Source organism: Methylolobus aquaticus, from assembly GCF_054172105.1.
Window position 1 is genome coordinate 113059 of record NZ_JBSYXP010000013.1, and the last position, 22771, is coordinate 135829.

General features: G+C 64.1%; 13 protein-coding genes. 7 read left to right on the top strand and 6 right to left on the bottom strand.

Annotated elements, in window-relative coordinates:
* Window positions 1-562 precede the first annotated feature (562 nt).
* The gene (locus ACW73L_RS16895) at window positions 563-3013 is read left to right on the top strand and encodes a hybrid sensor histidine kinase/response regulator (protein ID WP_498923698.1); all 2451 of its coding nucleotides are present in this window, start codon (window positions 563-565) and stop codon (window positions 3011-3013) included.
* Window positions 3014-3102: 89 nt separating this feature from the next.
* On the opposite strand, the gene ACW73L_RS16900 is transcribed toward ACW73L_RS16895, so the two are convergent.
* Genes ACW73L_RS16900 through ACW73L_RS16910 form a run of 3 tightly spaced genes read right to left on the bottom strand, consistent with a single transcriptional unit; the run spans window position 3103 to window position 8857 of the window.
* The gene (locus ACW73L_RS16900; RefSeq protein WP_498923700.1) at window positions 3103-4554 is read right to left on the bottom strand and encodes an efflux transporter outer membrane subunit; all 1452 of its coding nucleotides are present in this window, start codon (window positions 4552-4554) and stop codon (window positions 3103-3105) included.
* Window positions 4551-7670: an efflux RND transporter permease subunit gene (locus ACW73L_RS16905; RefSeq protein ID WP_498923702.1), complete on the bottom strand. Its 3120-nt coding sequence runs from the start codon at window positions 7668-7670 to the stop codon at window positions 4551-4553. The genes ACW73L_RS16900 and ACW73L_RS16905 overlap by 4 nt, the downstream gene beginning before the upstream one ends.
* Window positions 7667-8857 carry an efflux RND transporter periplasmic adaptor subunit gene (locus ACW73L_RS16910; RefSeq protein ID WP_498923704.1) on the bottom strand — a complete coding sequence of 397 codons (1191 nt, stop codon included), beginning with the start codon at window positions 8855-8857 and terminating at the stop codon, window positions 7667-7669. Before ACW73L_RS16910 ends, ACW73L_RS16905 begins: the two co-directional genes overlap by 4 nt.
* A 67-nt stretch (window positions 8858-8924) precedes the next feature.
* Here ACW73L_RS16910 and ACW73L_RS16915 point away from each other — a divergent pair, with 67 nt between their 5' ends.
* A complete protein-coding gene (locus ACW73L_RS16915) occupies window positions 8925-9554 on the top strand; it encodes a TetR/AcrR family transcriptional regulator (RefSeq protein ID WP_498923706.1) in 630 nt (209 codons plus the stop codon).
* Window positions 9555-9584: 30 nt separating this feature from the next.
* On the opposite strand, the gene ACW73L_RS16920 is transcribed toward ACW73L_RS16915, so the two are convergent.
* Window positions 9585-10679 carry a patatin-like phospholipase family protein gene (locus ACW73L_RS16920; protein ID WP_498923708.1) on the bottom strand — a complete coding sequence of 365 codons (1095 nt, stop codon included), beginning with the start codon at window positions 10677-10679 and terminating at the stop codon, window positions 9585-9587.
* Between the two features lie 179 nt (window positions 10680-10858).
* Window positions 10859-15082 (bottom strand): PAS domain S-box protein, encoded by a 4224-nt coding sequence (locus tag ACW73L_RS16925; RefSeq protein WP_498923709.1) that lies wholly within the window; start codon window positions 15080-15082, stop codon window positions 10859-10861.
* Between the two features lie 460 nt (window positions 15083-15542).
* On the opposite strand from ACW73L_RS16925, the gene rbp reads away from it, so the two are divergent.
* Together rbp and ACW73L_RS16935 are read left to right on the top strand one after the other, a co-directional pair.
* Window positions 15543-15848, top strand: coding sequence for an RNA-binding regulator (gene rbp / locus ACW73L_RS16930; RefSeq protein ID WP_129882690.1), 306 nt, complete (start codon window positions 15543-15545; stop codon window positions 15846-15848).
* 249 nt (window positions 15849-16097) lie between these two features.
* Window positions 16098-17171 (top strand): phosphatidylglycerol lysyltransferase domain-containing protein, encoded by a 1074-nt coding sequence (locus tag ACW73L_RS16935; protein WP_498923711.1) that lies wholly within the window; start codon window positions 16098-16100, stop codon window positions 17169-17171.
* A gap of 143 nt (window positions 17172-17314) precedes the next feature.
* Here the strand turns inward: ACW73L_RS16935 and ACW73L_RS16940 are convergent, their stop codons facing one another.
* Window positions 17315-18310, bottom strand: coding sequence for an alpha/beta hydrolase family protein (locus tag ACW73L_RS16940; protein WP_498923712.1), 996 nt, complete (start codon window positions 18308-18310; stop codon window positions 17315-17317).
* 364 nt (window positions 18311-18674) lie between these two features.
* On the opposite strand from ACW73L_RS16940, the gene ACW73L_RS16945 reads away from it, so the two are divergent.
* From ACW73L_RS16945 to ACW73L_RS16955, 3 genes are all read left to right on the top strand, one after another.
* Window positions 18675-19364 (top strand): tetratricopeptide repeat protein, encoded by a 690-nt coding sequence (locus ACW73L_RS16945; protein ID WP_498923713.1) that lies wholly within the window; start codon window positions 18675-18677, stop codon window positions 19362-19364.
* Between the two features lie 132 nt (window positions 19365-19496).
* Entirely contained in the window at window positions 19497-21116 is a 1620-nt protein-coding gene (locus ACW73L_RS16950) for a cytochrome P450 (RefSeq protein ID WP_498923715.1), read from the top strand.
* Window positions 21116-22735 carry an FAD-binding oxidoreductase gene (locus ACW73L_RS16955; RefSeq protein ID WP_498923717.1) on the top strand — a complete coding sequence of 540 codons (1620 nt, stop codon included), beginning with the start codon at window positions 21116-21118 and terminating at the stop codon, window positions 22733-22735. The genes ACW73L_RS16950 and ACW73L_RS16955 overlap by 1 nt, the downstream gene beginning before the upstream one ends.
* Window positions 22736-22771 lie beyond the last annotated feature (36 nt).

Sequence of the window (22771 nt, forward strand, 5' to 3'; positions counted from 1 at the left end):
AAAAGTGCTGGGTTGCCTTCAGCACAATGGCAGCGGCGCCGAGCAGCATCGAAGGATCGTCCCGCCAATCCGATTCAGCGGCGCCAGCTCGGTGGGGAGCGCACAGGGGACCAATGCACCGCTCGAAGCCATGCCGCTCGCCGGCCAGCTTGCCATGTCGCCATGCGAGTCTGCCAGCGTCTGCGCCGCGTGTCACGACCCTGAACGGCCTGGCGCCCTTGGGTTGGAGTGCCCTACCTATTCCCAAGGCAGGATGCGCGGGATACCATTTCCAACTGAACAACTCAGAAAAAACCCTTATCCCGCCCGTCAGTCGGCTCAGGCGATCCCACCCATCGCGGGCTTCAGGATCCGCAACCCGTACCCAGTCTTCGAGTCCAACCGGCAACCCTTGGGTTTGCCGGCACCGGGCAGTGGCGGGCGAGTCGTCGTGTCGACATGACGCAAGTCCCGGTCCCGTTGCCGCTTAGCCGGCCATTCAACCGGGATCGATCATCGCGGCCGTAAGTGGCTTTTCCTTGAGAAAGCGCTTAATTCACGTTCCCTGGAGACATGAGACATCATGAAGGTTCCCAAGCCCGCCGTCGAGGAACCGGCCGTCGGCACCGTTGATGAGAACTGGATCCGGACCCCGCCCACTACCGAACCGGTGGCCGCGAACGAGCTGAACACCGCCGTAAGCGCAGACGCCGAAAGCATTGCGTACCTCAAGTCGGAACTCGAGCGGCACCGTCGGCTGCTGTCCCATCAGGACGAGGAACTCCGCGGATTGCGCGAAAGCGAGAAGCGGCTTCGAGACACGCTCGACCATGCGCCCGTCCTGGTCTTCATCAAGGACATGGACGGGCGCTACCTGTTCGCGAATCACCGCTGCGCCGAACTGCTCAACGCCGAACCGGGCGCTATCGTAGGCAAGACTACCGACGAGTTGTTCGCGCCGGAAGTCGCCGCAAAGCTTATCGCCAACGACCGGTGGGTGCTGTCCGGGCAAGGCTGCCGGCAGGTGGAAGAATTGCTGCCGGTCAATGGCGCCTGGCGCACCTTCCTGTCGTCCCAGTTCCCGCTCACCGATCTGGACGGAAACATCTATGCCACCTGCGGCATCTCCACCGACATCACCGAGCGTAAGCGCGCCGCAACCCTTAACCACAAGCTGGCCGCGATCATCGAAGCCAGCAGCGACCTGATCGCCACCGCCACGCCAGACGGCCGAATCGAATACATGAATCGGGCGGGCCGCGCGCTGCTCGGCATCGGTGCCACGGAGTCCCTGTTGCACACGACCATCGAGGATTATCACCCGGTCTGGGCCTATCGGCGCGTTGTCGAAGCTGGCGTCCCGGCTGCATTCGAGTTCGGCCGTTGGCAGGGCGACAATGCAATGCTGACGCGGAGCGGAGCCGAAATTCCCGTTTCCCAGATGATCCTGGCCCAGAAGGACGCCGAAACAGGCGATTTGGAATTCATCGCAACGGTCTGCCGGGACATTACGGAACGCCAGCGAACCGAGATGGCACTCCGCAAGCTGCAGCAGGAACAGGAACTCATCCTGGATTCCGTACCGGCGATGATCTTCTACAAGGACACTGCCAATCGCCTCCTGCGTGTCAACGCCAGGGTCGCCGAGGCGTTGGGCCTGCCTAAGGATCGGATCGAGGGCCGACACACGAGCGAATTTTTTCCGGACGAGGCCGAGCGATACTATCAGGACGATCTGGTCGTCATCCGAAGCGGCCAACCCCGCCTCGGCATCGAGGAGCCGATTCGCGTCGCCGCCGACCGGGTTCGGTGGCTGTCCACCGACAAGGTCCCCCTCAAGGATGCCGCCGGGAAGGTGACCGGCGTACTGGTAATGGCCACGGACATCACCGACCGCAAGCTGGCCGAAGCCGCGCTGCAGGATGCGGACCGCCGCAAGGACGAATTCCTCGCGACCCTCGCCCACGAACTCCGCAACCCGATGGCACCGATCGGCAATGCGGTGCAAATCCTGCAAACGGACGGCATCGACGGCCCAACACGCGCCTGGTGCTGCCAGCTGATCGAACGTCAGGTCGAACACCTGACGAAGCTGGTCGATGAACTGCTGGATATCTCACGCATCACGCGCGGCAAGATCAGCCTGGACTGGCAGCCGGTCGCGGTCGGCGACATCGTGGAGCGCGCGCTGGAAAGCTGTCGGCCCTTGCTGGAAACCTACCGACATCAGCTCGATTTGCGGCTGCCGTCGGCTGCCGTGTATGTGGCGGGCGATCGGGTCCGGCTCGCACAGGTGGTGTCGAATCTGCTGAACAACGCCGCCAAGTACACCGAACCCGGCGGACACATCACGCTGACGGTGGAACACGGCGACGAGGGCGTCACGATACGGGTCAGGGACGATGGCATCGGGATCCCGCCCGCGCTGCTGTCGCAGGTGTTCGAGATGTTCACGCAGGGCGACCAGTCACTGGAGAAGGCCCAGGGGGGGCTTGGGATCGGGCTCAGTCTGGCGCGGGAACTGGTGGCACTGCATCACGGCTGGATCCAGGCCTACAGCGCGGGCGCTGGCCAGGGCAGCGAATTCGTCGTGTGGCTGCCGGCAGCGTCGCCGCCGAGCGAGCCGGCGCCCGCGGTGTCGGAAGCCGCGCCGGCGCCATCGGCGCCGCGGCGCGTGCTGGTCGCCGACGACAACCAGGACGCGGGCAACAGTCTGGCCGCGTTGTTGCGCGCACTCGGCCACGAGGTGCACATCGCACGGGACGGTCTGGAAGCGGTCGCGGCTGCCGAGGCGCATCGGCCGGAATTCATCCTGATGGATATCGGCATGCCCAGGCTGAACGGCTACGACGCCTGCCGACGCATCCGGGAGCACGCCTGGGGCCGCGACATCGTCATCACGGCCCTGACCGGATGGGGCCAGGACAGTGACCGGCAACGGTCACAGGAAGCAGGTTTTTCCCACCACCTGACCAAGCCCGTCGACTTCAACGCCTTGCGGCAGCTAATCGACACGTTGCCGTCCACCGCGTAACACGGTAGGGCACCTGGAGCCTAACGTCCCGTCGATGACCGGACACGGCAAGCAACCCAGACCGTTACCCCTCCAACGCCGTTGCGGCCTCAGCGGCTGGCGACCGGGTCGGCGCCAGGGCTCCATCCGCCCCCGAAAGCCCGATACAAGGACACGACCGAGACCGCCAGAGCCGTCTGCGCCCGGACTCGAGCGTCACGAGCCTCGAGTTGCGCCCGCCGGGCATCCACCACCGACAACAGGTCGGTCGCGCCCCGCACGTGAAACGCCTCGGCGTCACGGTGCGATAACGCCGCAGCTTCCTCGGCGCGTGCCCATTGCTCGACCTGTTCTGTAGCGGCGCGGTGGCCCACGAAGGCGTTCTCCACATCTTCCAGCGCAGTCAGAAAGGCCCGCTCGTACTCTGCCGCGGCCTGTTCCAGTCGCGCGTCCGCGGCCGTGATGCCGGCGCGAATCCGGCCGGCGTTGAACAGCGGCGCCGAGAGTCCCGAGCCCAGCGCATACACCGTCTCGGCCAGCGACGGGTAGCCACCGACCGCGAGCGCACCGAAACCGCCGCTCGCCGACAACACCAGGCGTGGATACAGTTCGGCCTCGGCCGCGCCGAGAGCCGCTGCGGTTGCATTCACCGTACGCTTGGCCAAGCGCAGATCCGGCCGCTGTTCCAGCAATTGGGCCGGTAACAGGCCGGGCAGTCGCGGCGCGGCCACCGGCAGCGCCGCCGCGGGCGCAAGCAGCGGTTGCAGCCGGGTCGGCGTTTCGCCAGCCAACACCCCAAGCCGATGAATCGTGACGTCCGCCGCACGCAGGAGGTCGGGCAGCACGGCTTCGCTACTCCGCAGCGCGCTCTGCTGGCGCGCCACATCGGCGCGATTCGCACGGCCTGCGGCGAACAGCGCCTGCAGGGTCCGCAGGCGCTGTTGCTGGAGCGCGATGTGCTCGCGCAGGATACCGATGCGGGCCTGGATACCCCGAAGCTCGAGATAGTTCGTCGCGAGATTGGCCAGCAGCCCGACGCGCACCGCGCGGGCCCCTTCGTCGCTGCCGGCGGCCTGCTCGGCGGCGGCTTCCGCTTCGAGCCTGCGCCCGCCGAAGAGATCGATCTCCCAACGGGCGACCAGCCCCCCACTGACGGCGTTGGCTGCCGGCGTGACCAGCTTGACGCCCTGGGGTCCAGGGACGGCAATGATGCGGTCGATTCGCTTCTCCCGTCCGCCTGAACCCGAGAACTCGACCGTCGGGTAGAGCGCGGACTCGGCCACATCGAGCATCGCCCGCGCTTCACGAACCCGCGCCCGCGCGGCCTTGATGTCGCGATTCGCGGCTAACGCCTGGGTGACGAGCCGGTTCAGCACCGGATCATGGAAACCCTGCCACCACGCAGCCAGCGAGCGCGGATCGGTGACGGCGGCCCCGGCCTCGGCGTTGCGCCAACGCTCCACCTTCGGGAGCGACGCCGTGGGATCGACCCGCGTCGGGGTGCAGCCCGCCAAGGCCAAGGCCAAGGCCACGAGTCCCGAGAACAGCACCGCGGCCTTCATCGCACACCTCCGGCCGGCATGGACGCAGCCGGACTGGACGCCGCGGCGGCAGGCCCGGGATCGTCGCGCTTGTCCGGACGCCGGGCGTCGAACCAGGCGGCGTAAAGGGCGGGCAGGAAGAACACCGTCAGCACGGTCGCCACCGTCAGGCCGCCCATGATCGCGATGGCCTGCGGGCCAAAGAAGTCGTTCTGCGATAGCGGCACCATCGCCAGGATCGCCGCCGCGGCCGTCAACAGGATCGGCCGGAAACGGCGCACGGTCGCCTCGACGATGGCCGTCCAGGTATCGCGGCCGGCCTGCTCGTCGCGGTCGATCTGTTCGACCAGGATCACAGAGTTCCGCATGATCATGCCCGCCAGCGCGATGATGCCGAGCAGCGCCACGAAACCGAACGGTGCGCCGAACAACAGCAATGCGAAGGCCGCGCCGATCAGTCCGAGCGGGGCTGTCAGCAGCACCAGCAGGCTGCGCGACAGGCTTCGCAACTGCACCATCAGCAACAGCAGGGTCACGACCGCGACCAGCGGAATCCAGACGAGGATCGAGCGCTGCGCAAGCCACGCATTCTCCTTGGCGGCCCCAACCTCGATGGCATAGCCCGGCGGCAATTCGGCCCGGATCGCGTCGATGTCCGGCAGGATCTGGTCGGCGACATCGGGCGCAAGGCTGCCGTCGACGATGTCGGCGCGCACCGAGATGGCCGGAAAGCGGTTCCGGCGCCAGCGGATGCCGTCCTCGAACACCGTCTCCAGCCGCGCCACCTGCGAGACCGGCACGCTGCGGCCGCCCGCGGTGGGCACGGCAACCTCCGGCAACTCGTGCAGCGCGACACGCTGTTCCGGCCGTGCGCGCCACACGATGTCGAGCAACTCGTCGCCTTCGCGGAACTGGCCCACCCGCAGGCCGTCATAGTGGCTCTGCAGTGCATTCGACAGGCCCACGGAGCTGACGCCGAGTGCGCGCGCCTTGTCCTGATCCACCACCAGGCGGACGGCCGGAATCCGCTCGTGCCAGTCGTCGTTGACGTCCACGGTGTTGGGGTTCGCCCGGACCACGTCCCTGACCCGGTCGGCGATGCGGCGCACCACCTCGGCCTCTTCGCCGAACACGCGGAACACCACCGGATATTCGAGCGGCGGTCCGACGTCCAGGCGTGTCGCACGACCCCGCACTTCCGGGAAATCGGTCGCGAACGCCTGCTGGATGCGATGCCGGACCCGCTCGCGCGCCACGGTGTCACGGGTCATCACGACCAGCTGCGCCAGATTCGAGTGGTTCAGCTGCTGCGTGATCAGCAGGAAGAAACGCGGGCTGCCGCCCCCGACGTAGGTGCTGGTGTGCAGGACATCCGGATCGGCGGTGAGCAGGCTCTCGAGTCGACGCGCCGACGCGCCGGTCTCGGCCACCGCCGTGCCCTCCGGCAACCACAGGTCGACCATCAGTTCCGGCCGGTCGGACAGCGGAAAGAATTGCTGCGGCACTCGCAGCAGCGCCGCGACACCCAGCACGAACAGCGCGGCGGTCGCCACCAGCACCGCCTTGCGGTGTTCGACGCACCGGTCCACCGCCTGTCGCAGGCGCCGGTAGAATGGCGTGTCGAACGCGTCCGGGGCATGGCTCGCGGCGGGCGTCACGCGGAGTATCCAGTAGCCGAGGTAGGGCGTGAAGATGACCGCCCCGATCCAGGACAGCGTCAGGGCGATCGCGACGACCTGGAAAATTGCGACCGTGTACTCGCCCGCCTGGGACCGGGCCAGCCCGACCGGCAGGAAACCGGCGACGGTGATCAGCGTACCGGTGAGCATCGGCAGCGCGGTGACGCCGTAGGCATAGGTCGCCGCGCGAGCGCGTTCCCAGCCTTCCTCGAGCTTCCGGGCCATCATCTCGATCGCGATCATCGCATCGTCGACCAACAGACCCAGCGCCAGGATCAGCGCCCCCAGCGAAATCCGGTGCAGGTGAATTCCGAACAGCCACATGCACAGCAGCGTCGCTGCCAACACCAGCGGGACGGTCAGTGCGACGACCGAGCCGGCGCGAAAACCCAGACTCAGGAAGCTGACCAGGAACACCGCCGCCAGCGCCTCGCCGAAGGTGCGCAGAAACCCACCGATCGCCTGCTCGACGACCCGCGGCTGATCGGCGACCTGTTCGACGACCACGCCGACCGGCAGCGTGCCCTCGATGCGGCGCACGGACGCCTTCAAGGCCGCGCCCAGGGCCAGCACGTCGCCACCCTGGCGCATCGTGATGCCCAGCCCCACGGCGTCCTTGCCGTTGAAGCGCATCCTGAACACCGGCGGATCGACGGTGCCGCGCGTGACGCGGGCGATGTCCCCGACGCGGAAACTGCTGCCACCGACCCGCAGGGCCAGGTTCGCGATCTCATCCACGGCCGTGAAGGCACCCGTGACGCGAATCGGCAGCTCCCGGAGCGGGTCGCGCACGGCGCCGGCCGGTGCCATCGCATTCCGTGTCTGCAGCGCATGTCCGATCTGGAACGGATCGAGTCCGAGCTTGGCGAGTTGCTTGTCGGAGAACTCAACGTGGATCTGCTCGTCCTGGACGCCGATAAGGTCGATCTTCTCGACATCCGGGACCCGCAGCAGCTGGCGGCGAACAGCGTCGGCGAAGTCGCGGAGTTCCGCATCGGTATAGCCATCGCCGGAAATGGCGTAGATCGCGCTGTAGGTGTCGCCGAACTCGTCGTTGAAGAACGGTCCCAGGATACCCGGCGGCAGCGCGATGGCGATATCGCCGACCTTCTTGCGCACCTGATACCACAGGCCAGGGATCGTGTCGGCGGGCACATCTTCTCGCGGCGTGACGAAGATGACCGACTCGCCCGGCTTCGAATAACTGCGCAGATAGTCCAGATTCGGCAACTCCTGAATCTTCCGCTCCAGACGGTCGGTCACCTGCTGCTCGACCTCCAGTGCCGTCGCACCGGGGTAGAGCGTCTTGACGACCATGACCCGGAACGTGAACTCCGGGTCCTCGCCCTGCCCCAGCTCAAGGTAGGCAAGCACCCCGCCGATCATCAACAGCGCCATCAGCAGGGCGGTGAAGCCGCGATTGGCCAGGGCCCAGGCACTCAGGTTGAACTGGCTCATGGGCGCGCCCCTTCGCGATGGGTCAGATCAGTGGCTGCGATGGCGGCAACCGATTCCAGAACGTCGACGGCCTGTCCCTCCGCAAGCCGCTGCACCCCGGCCGTCACGACCCACTCGCCGGGACTCAACCCCGAAACCTCGATGCGCGCGTCCGGGAGCGGCGCGCCGGGCGTCACACGCCGCGTCGCGACCGTTGCGCTCGAGCGATCGACAATCCAGACCCGCACCCCCGAGGGATCTTCAGGCGTGGTGAAAAGCGCGGACATCGGAATCGCCAGCGCTGCGGACGGTTTCGGCACGGGCAACCACAGCGTCGCCGTCATGCCCAGTGCGGCCTGATCGAGTCCTTCGACGAGCGCTGCCCTGACCGTGTAGGTCCGCGTCAAAAGGTCCGCAGCCGGCGCAATCTCCCGGATTCGCGCCTTGAGCGGGCGTGGCCCATCCGCGCCGAGTCTCGCGACCACCTCCAGACCCGGTTTCAAGCCCTGCACACGCTGCTCGGGCACCTGGATCACGACGTCCTTCTGATCGAATTGCGCGAGCACCGCGACCGGCTGCCCCGGCGCGATGACGTCGCCAGCCTCGGCCGCGAGTCCGCTGATCACGCCGTCGCGTTCGGCGCGCAGTTCGGTATAGGCGAGACGGTTGCCGGCCTGCGCCCGCTGCGCCTCCAGCGCTGCGACCCGCTCGCGTGCAGCGGTGTAGGCCGTCTCGTGCCGCTCCCACTCCGGCTGGGCGATGACGGCCTGTTGCAGCAACTCGCGAAAGCGCTCCAGATCGGCGCGGAGAAAGTCGCGCTCGGCCTGCGCCGCGATGAGCTGCGCCTTCAGGCTCTGCACCGCAAGACGGTCGTCGTCCGACTCCAGTTGCGCAATCAGCTGACCCTTCCGTACCCGGTCACCGACCTCGACCCGCCGGACCGCCAACTTGCCGCCGATACGGAAAGCCAGCTGGATCTCCCGGCGAGCCCTGACTTCACCGGCAAAACCGGCATTCGAGCCGAGCGCAGCCATCCGCACCTGAGCGACGCGGACCGGGCGCGGCCCGACCTGTGGTGCAGGTGGCGGCGAACACCCGGCCGCGAGCAGGAGACCCACGGCCAGTATGGCGGTCGCCAAGGAGCGCAGACGGGATGGATCAGGCACGGAGTGAACCACGCCGCGGAGGAGAAAGGTCCGGTTGCTCATGTTCGCACCACTTAATATACTCGACGGTAAAGTAAGTCTACATAACTTTACTATACGGTCAAGTATCGTGACGGAACCCACCCTGAGCCGCCCCGGCCGCCCCCGCGACCCCGAGCGGATGCGTCGGGTCATCGACGCGGCATCCCGGCAATTCCTCGAGCAGGGCTTCGAACGCACCAGCATGGATGCGGTCGCGCGCGAGTCCGGGGTCTCGAAAATGACGATCTACAGCTACTTTCCGACCAAGGCCGCGCTGTTCGAGGCGGTCATCGGCCAACGGACCGACACGGTGTTCGATCTGGAAGCGGGCGAGACGCTGGAACCGCGATCACCGGCCGCAACGCTGAGCGTGATCGGCCGGCGGTTTCTGGCGTTGATGCGGGCAGACGAGGTGATGGGCCGCCACCGCGTGCTGTTCGCCGCGGCCGGCGTGCAGGAAGAGGCCTGCGCGGCCTTTTTCCGGCAAGGTCCAGAGAAGCTGATCGGCGGGGTCCGGGACTATCTCGATCAGGCCGTCGCCGCGGGGACCTTGCGACCTCACGATACACAAGTGGCCGCCGATCAGTTCCTGTCCCTGTTCCTCGGCGGGGCGCACATCCGGGCGATGCTCGGGCTCGGCAAACCGTCGGCGGAGGAGGATGCGCGGCTGGTCCAGGCCAATGTCGAGCTGTTCATGCGGGCCTACGGCGCGACCTGACGCGCAGGCCGCACCGTAAGCAGCCGGTTCTCAGACGCCCAGGCTCGCCAGCCGGCTTTCGAGAAAGCTTCGCCCCTGTTTCTCGCCGTCCGCAATCAGACGACGGATGTTCGCGGGCGAACGGTCCAGCTTGCTCTCGTAGTTGAGTGTCCCGACCAGATCTTCCGACATCTCGATCATCGGTATGTGGAAGGGCTGGTCGGGATCGTCCGGGAACGACTTCGGCAACTTGACCGGTGCCGCGATGTCGAGCCGGGCCAGGAAGTCCTGGCAGAACGCCCCCTTCAACAAGAGTTCATTCAGGTACTCGACCTGCCGCAGGCCCTGGAACAGCGAGACATTACCCTCCAGTTCATTGCGCCGGTCGAGTATGTCGTCGGGCTCGGTGGGAATCTTGTCGGTCGCGGTCGGATTGATCTTGATGACCCAGATTTCCTGCGCAATGTTGTCCTTGCCGACGAAGTCGCCCTTGATCAGGCGATCGATCGGCGGGTTGTCGGAGAACAGCCCGTCCCAGTAGGCCTCGTCACCGATCGTGACCGCGGGAAAGAGGTTGGGGATACAGGCCGACGCCAGCAGATGCTCGACACGGATCGGCTCGCGACAGGAATTGAATTTGTGCAACTTGCCACTGAGGATGTTGCAGGCGCCCAGCAACAACACCGGGGGCTCGGTCTGCGCCCCCCAGGCGGCGAGTTCGGCGAAATCGACATGGGCTTCGAGCAATTCCTTCAGGTCGGTGAAGCGGCTGCGCATGCCCTGGTTGACTACCGAGGAGGCGGCCTTCAACAGAGGCGAAGCCGGGCTGACATTGAACTGCGGCAACTGACCCCGACTGACCATTTCCAGGGTCTTGATGATGCAGTCGTTGAAAAACTGCTCCTGATAGCCCTGAGCGGCATTGTCTTCCCAGAAGTCAATCAGCCGCCTCCAGACCGGCGTTTCCCCTTTTTTGAGCGCATACCAGATCAGAAACGCACACAACGCGCCACCCGACGTACCGCTCAGACTGACGATGTTGAAGTGCTCCTGCACGCGACTTTCGAACAACGCCTTGAAGACGCCAGCGGTAAAGGCAGTTTGGCTGCCGCCCCCCTGGCAGGCGATCGCGACCTTGGGTTTCATGCAATACCTCCGATTCGACTACCGAAAGCGCAAACTGGCTGGCCGGCGGGGCATCTGGCACCCATGGGGCTTTCGCTCCACCTACGGTCAGGCTGGGTTACTGCCCGATCGCGACAGGCATCAGTGTCCGCAGGCGCCCGTCGGGCCTGCCAGCGGATGATGATCGATACAAGGCAGCGCTAAATGCCGGCATCCCGGATGGCGTCGGCCAACGTCGCATAACCGCGGGCAACAGCTTCCACGCAAGACTGGATTTCCGCCGGCGGCGCGCCCCGCTTCGCGGCCGCTTCCAGGTCGGCGGCAAGCGCTTGCAGGACGGTCGCTCCGACCGCACCGGCACTGCCCTTGAGCTGATGTGCAATCTGCCGCGCAGCCTCGGAGTCACCGCCGTCGGCGGCATCTTTCAGGCTCGCGGCGACGGCCGGGTGTTCGCCTGCGAACAATCGCAGCACACGGCAGTATCGGGCAATTCGTTGACCGGAGTATTGCAATCCAAGATCCGTGTCGAGGCCGTCGATCTCCGGTAACTCCAAGACGGCCCCGGGCTCGGCACTTCCAACGGCCGCGAGATTGGTCTGCGATCCAGCGAACCGCGCCAGCGGCAGCCATCGCTGCAATGCGGCGTGCAGCGCTTCCGGCGAGACGGGCTTGACCAGATGTTCATTCATGCCCGCGGCGAGGCAAGCAACACGGTCCTCACCGAAGGCATTGGCAGTCAGCGCCAGAATCGGAACGCTTGCATATTCCGGTAACAGGCGGATGCGGCGGCACGCCTCGAGGCCATCCATGACCGGCATCTGCATGTCCATCAGAATCAGGTCATAGCACCGCGTTCGCGCCTGCTCGAAGGCCAGGGCGCCGTTTTCGGCGACATCGACGACGAGATTGCTTTGCTGCAGCAGTGCAAGAACGACTTCGCGGTTCAGCGGATTGTCCTCGGCCAGCAGGATGCGGGCACCGCCGTAACCCAACGCGGAGGAATCCTCGAAGGCCGAAGGCGATTCCAAGGCAACCGACTCCGCGGGCGCCGCGTCCCGGGCCCGCTCGAGGCGCGCAGTCAACCAGAACGTGCTGCCTTGCCCCGGCACGCTGTCGACACCCGTCTCGCCACCCATCAACTCCGCCAGGCGCCGCGTGATGGCCAAGCCAAGCCCGGTCCCCCCGTGGCGACGCGTCGTCGACGCATCGGCCTGCTCGAAAGCGTCGAACAAGCGCTCGGCCTGGGCCGGATCGACGCCCGGCCCGGTATCCTCGACCTCGAACCGCACGCGCACATCAGCAGCGGTCTGTTCCAGCAGGCGCGCGCGCAGTGCGATCGAGCCGCGCTCCGTGAACTTGATCGCGTTCCCGGCGTAGTTCAGCAGGACCTGGCGCAGCCGGGTCGGGTCACCCCGCAGTCTGAGCGGGAGGGCCTCTCCTTCGATCGTCACCGTCAACCCCTTGGCGCACGCCGCGTCGGCAATCAGCGCCCGCGTCTGCTCCATGACCCCGGCCAACGCGAAATCCATGTGTTCCAGCACCAGCCGCTCGGCCTCGATCTTGGAAAGATCGAGAATGTCGTTCAGCAAACTCATCAGGTGGTTTGCCGCGGTCTCGATCTTGGCCAGCCGGTCGGCTTGAGTCGGCGTCAACGGGTCCAACCGCAGCAACGAACCGAGCCCGAGGATCGCATTCATCGGCGTGCGGATTTCGTGACTCATATTGGCCAGAAAGGCACTCTTTGCCCGATTGGCGGCCTCGGCTTCGATCTTGGCTTCCTCCAGCAGGATTTCGGCCCGACGACGGGTGTAAATGCGCCAGAGATCGTTACCGATCAACTGCAGTTCGCGCACATCGGACTCATCGTAGTCACTTGGTTTGTTGCCGACGCCGATCAACATGCAAACCCGTCCGTGCTCGAGAACGGGAACTCCCAGATGACGGAACATCTTCGCATGCCCCTCCGGGTAGCCTCGCCGATGCGGCAGGCTCTCGTAGTCATTTTGAATCACGGGTTTCTTGACGCGAACGGTATCGGCCCAAACGCCTGCTCGACTGACCGGGTAGTGGTCATCGAAGGCGGCGGTGCAGACCTGCATCGTGCTCGACGACCAGGTAATCAGGCGAATGGTTTCCTGATCCTCGCTGAGGAAATGCAGGTAGCCGATCGCACTGCCGGTCAGTCGCACCGCCTCGTCGATCCCGTGCCGCAACAGTTCCGCCTCCGACATCTCGGCCGCTTGCTGGCTCATTGCGAACATGGCGCTAAGGCGCTGATCACTCATGCTGAGTCGGCGATTGAGTTCCTCGAGTTCCGTTGTCCGCGCCTTGACCAGATCTTCAAGGTGATACCGATAGCGCTCCAGTTCCTGTTCCGCCCGCTTGCGCTCGCTGATATCGATACCGGTACCGATCAGAATCGGCTGGCCAGCCTGCTCGACACGGATACCCGTGAAGAAATAGGGGGTGCGACGACCGCCTTTTGCCACGAGTTCTGCCTCCACCGTGCTCCGGCCGCTTTCGAACACTTCCCGGAGACGCTCTCCCACTCGCGCGGCGTCAGTGCCGTCAAACAACGCGAGCGCGTTGAGCCCTTGGAACTCCCGCGCACTGCGTTCGCTGACCCGTTCCATTTCTACGTTCCAGAACAGAAAGCGGCCTGTGGCGTCGAGCGCGTAGAAGATGCCGGGAATCGATTCGATCAGCGTCTCCCGGAATTCCCGTTCCCGACGCGCCGCTTCGTCGGCCGCCCTGCGCGCGGTGACGTCGTGCATGAACCCATGCCACAAGACAGAGCCATCAGGCTGAGCCGTGGGCGTCGAGACTGCCTCGATCCAGACCCATCCCTTCTCGGGATGTCGGATCCGCCATTCGGCAGACCACGGGGTCAACGATCGCGCCGATTCGGCAATGCTGGCATGGACACCTTCGATGTCATCGGCATGGATCAGCGCGAACAGCGGATCTGCACTGCTTGCGGCCATCTCCGGCGAGATTCCGAAGACGTCGACAAGCTTCGGACTCGCGTAGGGTAGTCGCGTCCTTCCGTCCGGAGCGATCTCGAACGCATAGACGACGCCGGGTACGGCATTGGCGATACTCTGCAGTTGTTCCCGCAGTGCCACGCGATCCCGGAGAGCCGCCTCGGCAGCCTTGCGCTCGGTGATGCCGCGCAGAAACGAAATGAAGGTATGCGTGTCGGGGTCATAGGTCGCGCTGACTTCGACGTCGATGATGGAGCCGTCGCGGCGCCGGTGACGGGTTTCGAACAACTGACCGCCTTCCCCGATGATCGCGCTGCTACGATCGACGACAGCGCGACTGGAATGGTCGATGTCGAGGTCGACGATCCGCATCGCCAGCAACTCCTCGCGGCGATAGCCGCTCATCCGCTCCGCTGCCTCATTCACATCGAGCAGCTGGCCGGTCGTCGCATCGACCAGCCAGAAGCCATCGCTCGTCGTGCCGAGCATTTTTTCGTAACGCGTCACGGCTTGCCGCAGCTTCCCCTCCGTGGCTCGCCGCTCGGCCTCGAGCTGCCCGAGCGCACGGTGCGTCTCGGAAAGCCAACCCAGCACAGTGTCGGCAGCGACATCCCCGACTGCATCGCTCGCCGAAAAATCCCCGACCCGAATTTTCGCAATCAATGCGTGAACCGCGTCGACCGAACCGCCCAACGTTCGCCGCAGTCGCCGGTAGCTCAACCAGACGACCACCACCAGAACCAGACCAAACGCGATAACCAGATACCGCATGGACAAGGCGCGCTCCATCGACGCCTGCACTATGTTCGATGTGCGGGTTTCCAGGTGCTCGTGGAACTCGCTGATGGGCCCCATGATCGCCGCCCTGGCACGCTCATAGGACTCGCCGAACAACATGGACCGGGCCAGAACGTGCTTGGCGTCAGCGTCACTCCCGATCGTCTCGGCAAGCCGCATCGCTTCGCCTTCCATCGCGGCGAGCGCGTCCGATTTGATTTTGGCGTCTTGGAGCTTTAGCACTTCGTCGACGCTCAGTCCGACCTGGCGTAGCCGATCCAACAAGGGCATCGGTACCCGCGGGTCGGAATCCGACGTCGTCCCAATCTGTCCGACCCGACGCGGGTCGGAGTCTGGATCACCGACGGTCGGTGGGAGCCTGCCGTCGCGACTGAACAGAATCTGCTGATAGGCGGTCTTGTAGGCGGGCTGGCCCGTAATCACATAACTGCGCGCCAGCCGCGAAAGATCGTCCGATGCGTGGCGCAACTCGTTGGAAAGTTGCAGAGACGAGTGGCGCAAGTCGTTGACGTGATCGATCTCCTTCTCGGCCTGCACGTAGAGCTGAAAGCAGCCAACGAAGACGGCAAACAGGATGAGGATCACCCAAAGGGGTAGTGTGAAACGGCTGGTGGGCGGGTGGATTGCCACGAACTGATGCACGCTCAGAGGGATCGTTGCGATTTAAACGGGGGCCGCGTCCGGAGCCTGGAAGCTGACCTTCCTTCACGCCAACTGAATCAAGCATAACGCATCAAGGGCATGCGGACAGGAACACAGCGCGTCTGCTTGGCGAGTGTAGACGGGCCGGTGAGCCGTTTCGCGCTCACAGCAGGGATAAGGACACAGCCAAAAAAGTTTGTGGACAAGCGCCGAAAATAGGCCTATGGTTGACGCCGTTTGTCGCGGCGCAAGAATCGGTCTTCGCCACGAGGATCCGGAACGTTACTTTCAGACAATGCCCTTGGCACCTGCTAGCCCCGCCTCCTCCTGCCAAGCCACATGTGGCGTGTAACTCAGCACGTCCTGTGGTTATTGTAAGCCTCAAGCCCACGCTGCAAACCGCTGTCGCGATCATCGCGGCAGGCGTACTTCGGTAGTTTGTTTTTTTGGAGTCCTGTTAATGAGCAAGAAATTGTATGTGGGCAATCTGAGCTACAGCGTCACGAACCGTGAGCTCGAAGCGATCTTTGCGGAGCACGGTACCGTAGAGTCCGCGAACGTCATCATGGATCGCGAGACTGGCCGCTCGAAGGGTTTCGGTTTCGTCGAAATGGGCACCGAGGCGCAGGCGCGCTCGGCGATCTCCGCCCTGCATGGCAAGGCTTTCGAAGGTCGCGATCTGACCGTGAACGAAGCACGTCCTCGCGAGGAACGCCCAGCCGGTGGCGCGGGCCGCAGCGGCTTCGGCGGCGGTCGCCGCTTCTAAAGTGTGAGCTTACCGGCGCCGTGAGGCGCCGGAACAGCCTGCCAGGAGAAAGGCCAGGGGTGTACGCCCCTGGCCTTTCTTCGTTTCGGGCTGTCGCATGACGATGCCGCATCGTCGATAGCCCAAGCCACGCGTGCTGGGGCTCCACCGGGACAACCACCGGAGCCGAGGCCCGTGGCCCTGCAGATTCAGGTTGGACTTCTATACTTCGGCCGGAAGATAACCAACCAGAACAAGGATCCTGCGGCCATGAGCATCTCATTTACCGACATCCTGAATCGACATGTGGCAGCAACGGCTCTTCTGTTTCCGGCACGCCCCCCCGCTTGCGATCCGGCGATCGAGCTGCCCGTCCCGATCACCGCCCGCCTGGTTTCCCGTTTCGGGAGCGCATCCAGCAACGTACTGCTGGATGAGCGATGCCAGCACTTTCGGGATGCCGGAATCGATGGAGTGATCGGTTACAAACGGCATGGCCGCTATGCAATTGCACTCGGAGACCCAGTCTGTGTAACCGAAGACCGGGCCGCTTTGGTCGAAGCCTTCCGGACCCATTGCCGAGAACAGGGGGTGTATACCCTGTTTGCAGTCGTCGGAGCCGGCACGGCGGAATATCTGCGAGCGACGGGCTGTGGCCTGGTGGAGTTCGGCGTCGAACAGGTCCTCGATCCCAGCAACAGCGTGACGGCACCGGGATACAAGGAATTGCGCAAGAAACTCAAGCGCGCCCGGCGCGCGGGCATGGAAGTGACCGAGTATCGGCCGTTCCAAGATGGACATAGTCCCCAGCTTGAACGACAGATGAACGATCTGGTCCATTGCTGGCTGATGAATCGCGGGGGACTCCAGACCTTCTGGGCACACATCGATCTCTTTCGATCGCCGACGACGACACGCTGGTTTTACGGCAAAGTCGGCGACAGGGTCGTCGGTCTATTGTCGACGTTGCGGTTGGAAAATCTGAACGGGTATCTTCTCGAACATATCCTGTGGGCACCGCAGGCGCCCGTGGGCACCTCCGAATCGCTGGTCGCTCACGTGCTAGAGACCCTCGCCGGCGAGAACTGCACCTACGCCAGTTTCGGCCCAGCGCCAGCCCGCGATCTGGGCGAAGTCAGCGGCTTCTCAAACCTCTCGGAACGGTCGTGCCGACTGATCTACCGGATGGCCCGACATCTGTTCCAGCTGGATTCCAAGGCTCTGCACCGCCAGAAATACCGACCCGTCGCGGCGCAGCCGCTGTATCTGGCGTTCGACAGGACCCACATCGGCCCGGGCACGCTCGCCGCGCTTGGACATGCATTCAACTTTTCGATGGCCTAGCGCGCCCGGAATACGCGCCTGCCCGACGACAAGCACAGAACGAATACGATGGACCGGGGCGTTTATCGCCCCGGCAGACCTACCTTCAACCGGACGCCGCCTTAGCTTGCCGAGGAGAATCTCGGACACGGGCCCAAGTGCTGCTAGGACCGTGAGAATCGCTGAGCCTGGGCGACCCGGATGACGCCTCGGACCTCCGGCAACGTCGTGAGAAGCGGCCCCCCTTTCAAATGCTGGACGAAAAATCCAACCGTCGCGGACAGCGCGGTATCGTGGACCCGCCGTGAGTCCGCGGTACCAACGCGGCAGATGCCGTACCCGAAACGATCTGGCTCGTCCAGCATTTGGACATGGTCGGCACCCCGCAAGGTCAATTCCACCGTTCCGGCCGGCGCATGCTCGAAGAAGCGCAGGTAATTGGTTTCCATAGGGGCGCAGATGCTCGCTGCCTTCCATGCCACCTCCGCGCCGATCAGCAGCAAGGGTGCGCGCAGCGCGGCGATCTGTCCGTGGACGACCGAAAGCTCTCCGGCATCATCGGGGTCGATCGCAACGACGCTGGAGAAGCCGCCAAGCGCCACGGCTGCGAGTATGGCGTCCTTGCCTCCCATCGAATGTCCTGCGATGCCGATACGAGCGGGATCGGCGCGCAGTGTGTCGACCAACCAGTCCGCGATGATGTGCGCTTCACGCGCCAATTCGATATCGGAAGTGAGCGGCGAGTACCACTCGTGTGCGGCCACCAGGAAGCCTTCTGCGGCCAGCGCACGGGCGTAGCTGTCGTATTGGTCGACGGGTGCCATCAGGCCTGGCAGGAAAACGATCGCCGGCGCATGACGCTGGAAGGCATGAGGCCGATACAGTGTCACCGTCAGGCTCCCTGCCGGACCATCGATCTCGACGTCGCTCACTTCGATTGCCTGGCGTAGCGGCTGGAGGATGAGTCCGCGGCGCGGCTCGGAGTCGACCGCCGCGGCTAAAGACCCGGGCGCTGCTTGTGTGGCCGACGCAACCCCCGGCCCCATCAGCAGCCACATTGCGGCGACACCTCCTGCAAGCCCGGCACACAGCCGAGACAGCGCAAAACCCACACCGGCTGCGCGAACACGAAGCGGAAGCAGAAAAGAGCAGAATGCCATGGAAGATTCCCAGCAGGTGGTCAAAGGCGTTGAGTTCGGCATCGCGTCCCAGGGGCGGGCACACTATTGCTCCAGTCTTTAAGCATTGAATATGCCTTAACCCCCCATCGCCTGAGCAAGCAACCGGAAATCTCGCCCAATCAATGACTTGAAATCCCGATGAGGCGTGCACCTGGCGGCAACAGGAACGGTTCGGACGCCCACTGTAAAGAAGCCTGACGCCGATCCGCAAGGCATTTACGTACGATTACGGCATGCGGCACGCAGTCAATTCAGCATGGAATTGCTAGAATGCCGATGTTTCGGACGCAAGAACCTCAAAGAAGGACCGCCCTTGAATCCCCTGCTCAAAGTCTTGGCCACAATGGCTTTCCTTCTCGGCGGCTCGATTCCGTCACACGCAGTCGGCCCGGCCGCAGCAAGCGATACCGTGCAAAGCCTATGGAACGAGTGGGGCGAAATTTTCTACGTCGTTCCCGAGAAGCAGCGGGCGACCCGTTTCGAAGCTTTCCTGCCGCGAGTGAAGGCACTGGTTGCCCAGCATCCCGGTCAAGCCGATCCGCTGATCCTCGAAGCCATCGTACTCTGCACCTATGCGGCCTCGGACGTCGGCCTCGGCGCACTGAGCAAGGTCAGTCAGGCGCGCGATCTGCTGGTGAAATCGATCGACATCGATCCCAAAGCCAGGAGCGGCGCGGCCTACATTACGCTCGGCAACCTCTACTATCGCCTTCCGGGCTGGCCTATCTCATTTGGCGACGAGGATCAGGGGCGACATTACTTCGAGGCTGCGCTGAAGCTGAGCCCGGATGGCATCGACTCGAATTTTTTCTACGGCGATTACCTGCTGGACCGCGGCGAATACGACAAGGCGCTGGCCTACCTGGAAAAGGCGGACCGCGCCCCGATTCGCGACGAGAATCGGTTGTCCGACCTGAATGTGAAGAAGGAGATCGCCAAAGCCTTGGCAGCCGCGCGTGAGCGACGGAACGACAAAGGCAGCTTTTTCAGCCGCATCGTCGCATCCGTGTTCGGATCCTCCGAAAAACAGTAGCGGCACCCTGGTCATCTCTCACACCAAACATCCGTTACGCACCGCGACGCGTCGCAGCACAGCAATCCGGCCATCCATAGTAGGGCCGGCGCCCTACGCCCGGTTCGTCACGCATCGCTCACAGGAAAACCCATGGCTCAAAACGCATTGAAGCCCCCACCGAGGCTGGGCGGCGCTCTTCCCCTGATCGGACACATCCACCAGTTCGGCAAGAATCCGCACGCGTTCATGATGGACCTGCGGGCCAAGCTCGGCGATGTAGCCGAGTTCAAGATGTTTCATCAGGACATGGTCTTGCTGACCGGGCGGGATGCCAGCGAGGCGTTCTACCGCGCACCGGACGAAGTGCTGGACCAGGGGCCGGCCTATAAAATCATGACGCCGATCTTCGGCAAGGGCGTCGTGTTCGATGCGCCGATCGCGCGCAAGAACCAGCAGTTACAGATGCTGATGCCGGCGCTCCGCGACAAGCCGATGCGGACCTACTCCGACGTGATCGTCGATGAAGTCGAGGGACTCTTGAAGACCTGGGGGGAAGCGGGCCAGACCGATCTGCTCGAGTTCACCAAGGAACTGACGATTTACACCTCCAGCCACTGCCTGCTCGGCTCCGAGTTCCGCCACGAACTGAATGCGGAGTTTGCGGAGATCTACCACGATCTCGAGCACGGGATCCAGCCGATCGCCTACGTTTTCCCGAACCTGCCGATGCCGGTGTTCCGACGGCGCGACAAGGCACGCGCGCGACTTCAGAAACTGGTCACGGACATCATGGAGAAGCGGGCGCGCAAAGGTATCGAGAGCACGAACGTGTTCCAGACGCTGATCGATGCGCGCTACGAGGACGGCACGCCACTGAGCCCCCACGAGATCACGGGCATGCTGGTGGCAGCCATCTTCGCGGGGCATCACACGAGTTCCGGAACCACCGCCTGGATCTTGATCGAGTTGCTGCGTCACCCGGAGGAGATGAAAAAGGTCGTTGCCGAGATCGACGCGCTTTTCGGCCCGGACGGCCCGGTAACCTTCGAGTCGCTACGGCAGGTACCGCGGCTCGAAAACGTCATCAAGGAAGTGCTGCGGCTGCATCCGCCGCTGATCATTCTGATGCGCAAGGTGATGAAGGATTTCCAGGTCAAGGACTACCTGATCCCGGCCGGTAAATTCGTCTGCGCCGCGCCATCGGTGACGCATCGTATCGCCGAGTTGTTCCCGAACCCTGAAGCCTTCGATCCCGACCGCTATCTCCCGGATCGGGCCGAGGACAAGGACCTGTTCGCGTGGCAGGCTTTCGGCGGCGGCCGCCACAAGTGTTCCGGTAACGCCTTTGCCCTGTTCCAGATCAAGGCGATCTTCTGCGTGCTGCTGCGCCGTTACGAATTCGAGCTCGCCAACCCGCCCGAAGCGTATCGGGACGACTATACGAAAATGGTCGTGGAACCGGGCTCGCCGTGCCCGATCCGCTACCGTCGCCGCGAGATGACCCGGATCTCGTCAGGGACTCCGAATCTCACGACCGCAGCGGAATCGACGAAAAGGCAGGGCTTCCGGATCGCCGTCGATATGGACCTGTGCAAGGGCCATGGAAACTGCATGGCCGAGGCACCGGAGGTCTTCCACATGGACGACAGCGGCAAACTGACCGTGCTGCAGACCGATTGCGAGCTCGAACTGCTCGAAAAGGCGCGGGCAGCGGCGAAGTATTGCCCTACGCAGGCCATCCACATCGCACTCGATGACGAGGCCTCGTAATGGCGACGCACGAGCAGCAACACCCGCCTGCCCTCGAGAGCCCGAATCCCGGGCTTTTCGAGCATATCCTGACGCACTATCGAGGCCTCTTCGCGGTCCTCGTGCTGTTGCCGGTTTCGCTCGTCTACGGCGCCTATGCGGCGCTCCGCAACCGTATCGTGTTCCAGCTGCGCAGCGCACCGACGCAGCACGCAGCGAAGGTACGGAATGTGGTCCGCCAGATCGAGGCGTGGAAGTCAGACGGCGCCAAGCAACGCCTGTGCACCGCGCGCTCAGGCTGGGAGACGATGAGCGAACTGGTCCCCAGCTACAAGCTGACCCACCGCAAGATCGATGTCGGTCTCTATGACATCCTCGAGATAGATGGGCAGAATCGCACGGTCAGGGTCGAGCCGCTGGTCACGATGGGACAACTGACACGCACGCTGTTGCCGCTGGGCTGGACCCTGCCGGTCGTGCCGGAACTGGACGACCTGACGGTCGGCGGCTTGATCATGGGCTTTGGCGTCGAGAGCAGCAGCCACAAGTACGGTCTGTTCCAGTCCATCTGCATCGCTTACGAGATCGTTACGGCCGATGGGCAGATCCTGCACTGCAGTGCCGCCGAGAATGCCGAGCTATTCCATGCCATTCCGTGGAGCCACGGCACGCTGGGCTTTCTGGTTTCGGCAACGCTGAAATTGATTCCGGCGCGCCGTTACGTCCGCTTGCACTACCAGCCGGTACGTGGCCTGGACGAACTCGTCGCCGCCTTTGAAGAGGCGAGCCGCGCACCCGAGGCTCACGACTTCGTCGAAGGACTGGTTTACGATCGGGACTCCGCCGTGATCATGCGCGGCACGCTCACCGACGAGATCGCGCCCGACGGGTGGGTCAACGCGATCGGGCGCTGGTACCAGCCCTGGTTCTACCGCCACGTTCAGCGCTTTTTGGCGCGGGATACCGAAGGCGTCGAGTACGTGCCGCTGCGGCAGTATTACCACCGCCATACGCGCAGCTATTTCTGGACCATGGAGGAGATCATCCCGTTTGGCGACCACCCGGTATTCCGGTGGCTGCTGGGCTGGACGCTGCCACCGCGGGTATCGCTACTGAAATATACCGAGACCGAGACGACCCGGCGTCTGCGCGAGCGGCTGCACGTGATACAGGATCTGCTGATGCCGATGGCGACGCTGAAGGCATCCATCGAGTATCTCGACGAGCATTATGGGATTTACCCGCTTTGGTTGTCGCCGATGGCCATTTACGCCGACGCCCGGCACACCGGGTTCGTCCAGCCCTGTCCGCTGGGCGACGGATCCCACGACGAACTCTATGTCGATGTCGGAGTGTACGGCAGCAGCTATCGACCGGGTTTCGACAACCGGAGAGCGCTACCGCAATTGGAAAGCTTCGTGATCGACCATCATGGGTATCAGGCGCTGTACGCGACGACCATGTTGTCCCGCGATGCCTTCCGCCGCATGTTCGATCACACCGCGTACGACCGATTACGGGCGCAGTTGCCGCTGTGCACGCAAGCCTTCGACGAGGTCTACGACAAGGTGTCAACCAAGGGCCGCGTATCTCCGGTGGAGATGCGCAAGATCGAAAAGCACGCCAAAGGGCCCAGCTGAGCCACCGCACGATCGCGCGGACCGCTCGTCCCCTGA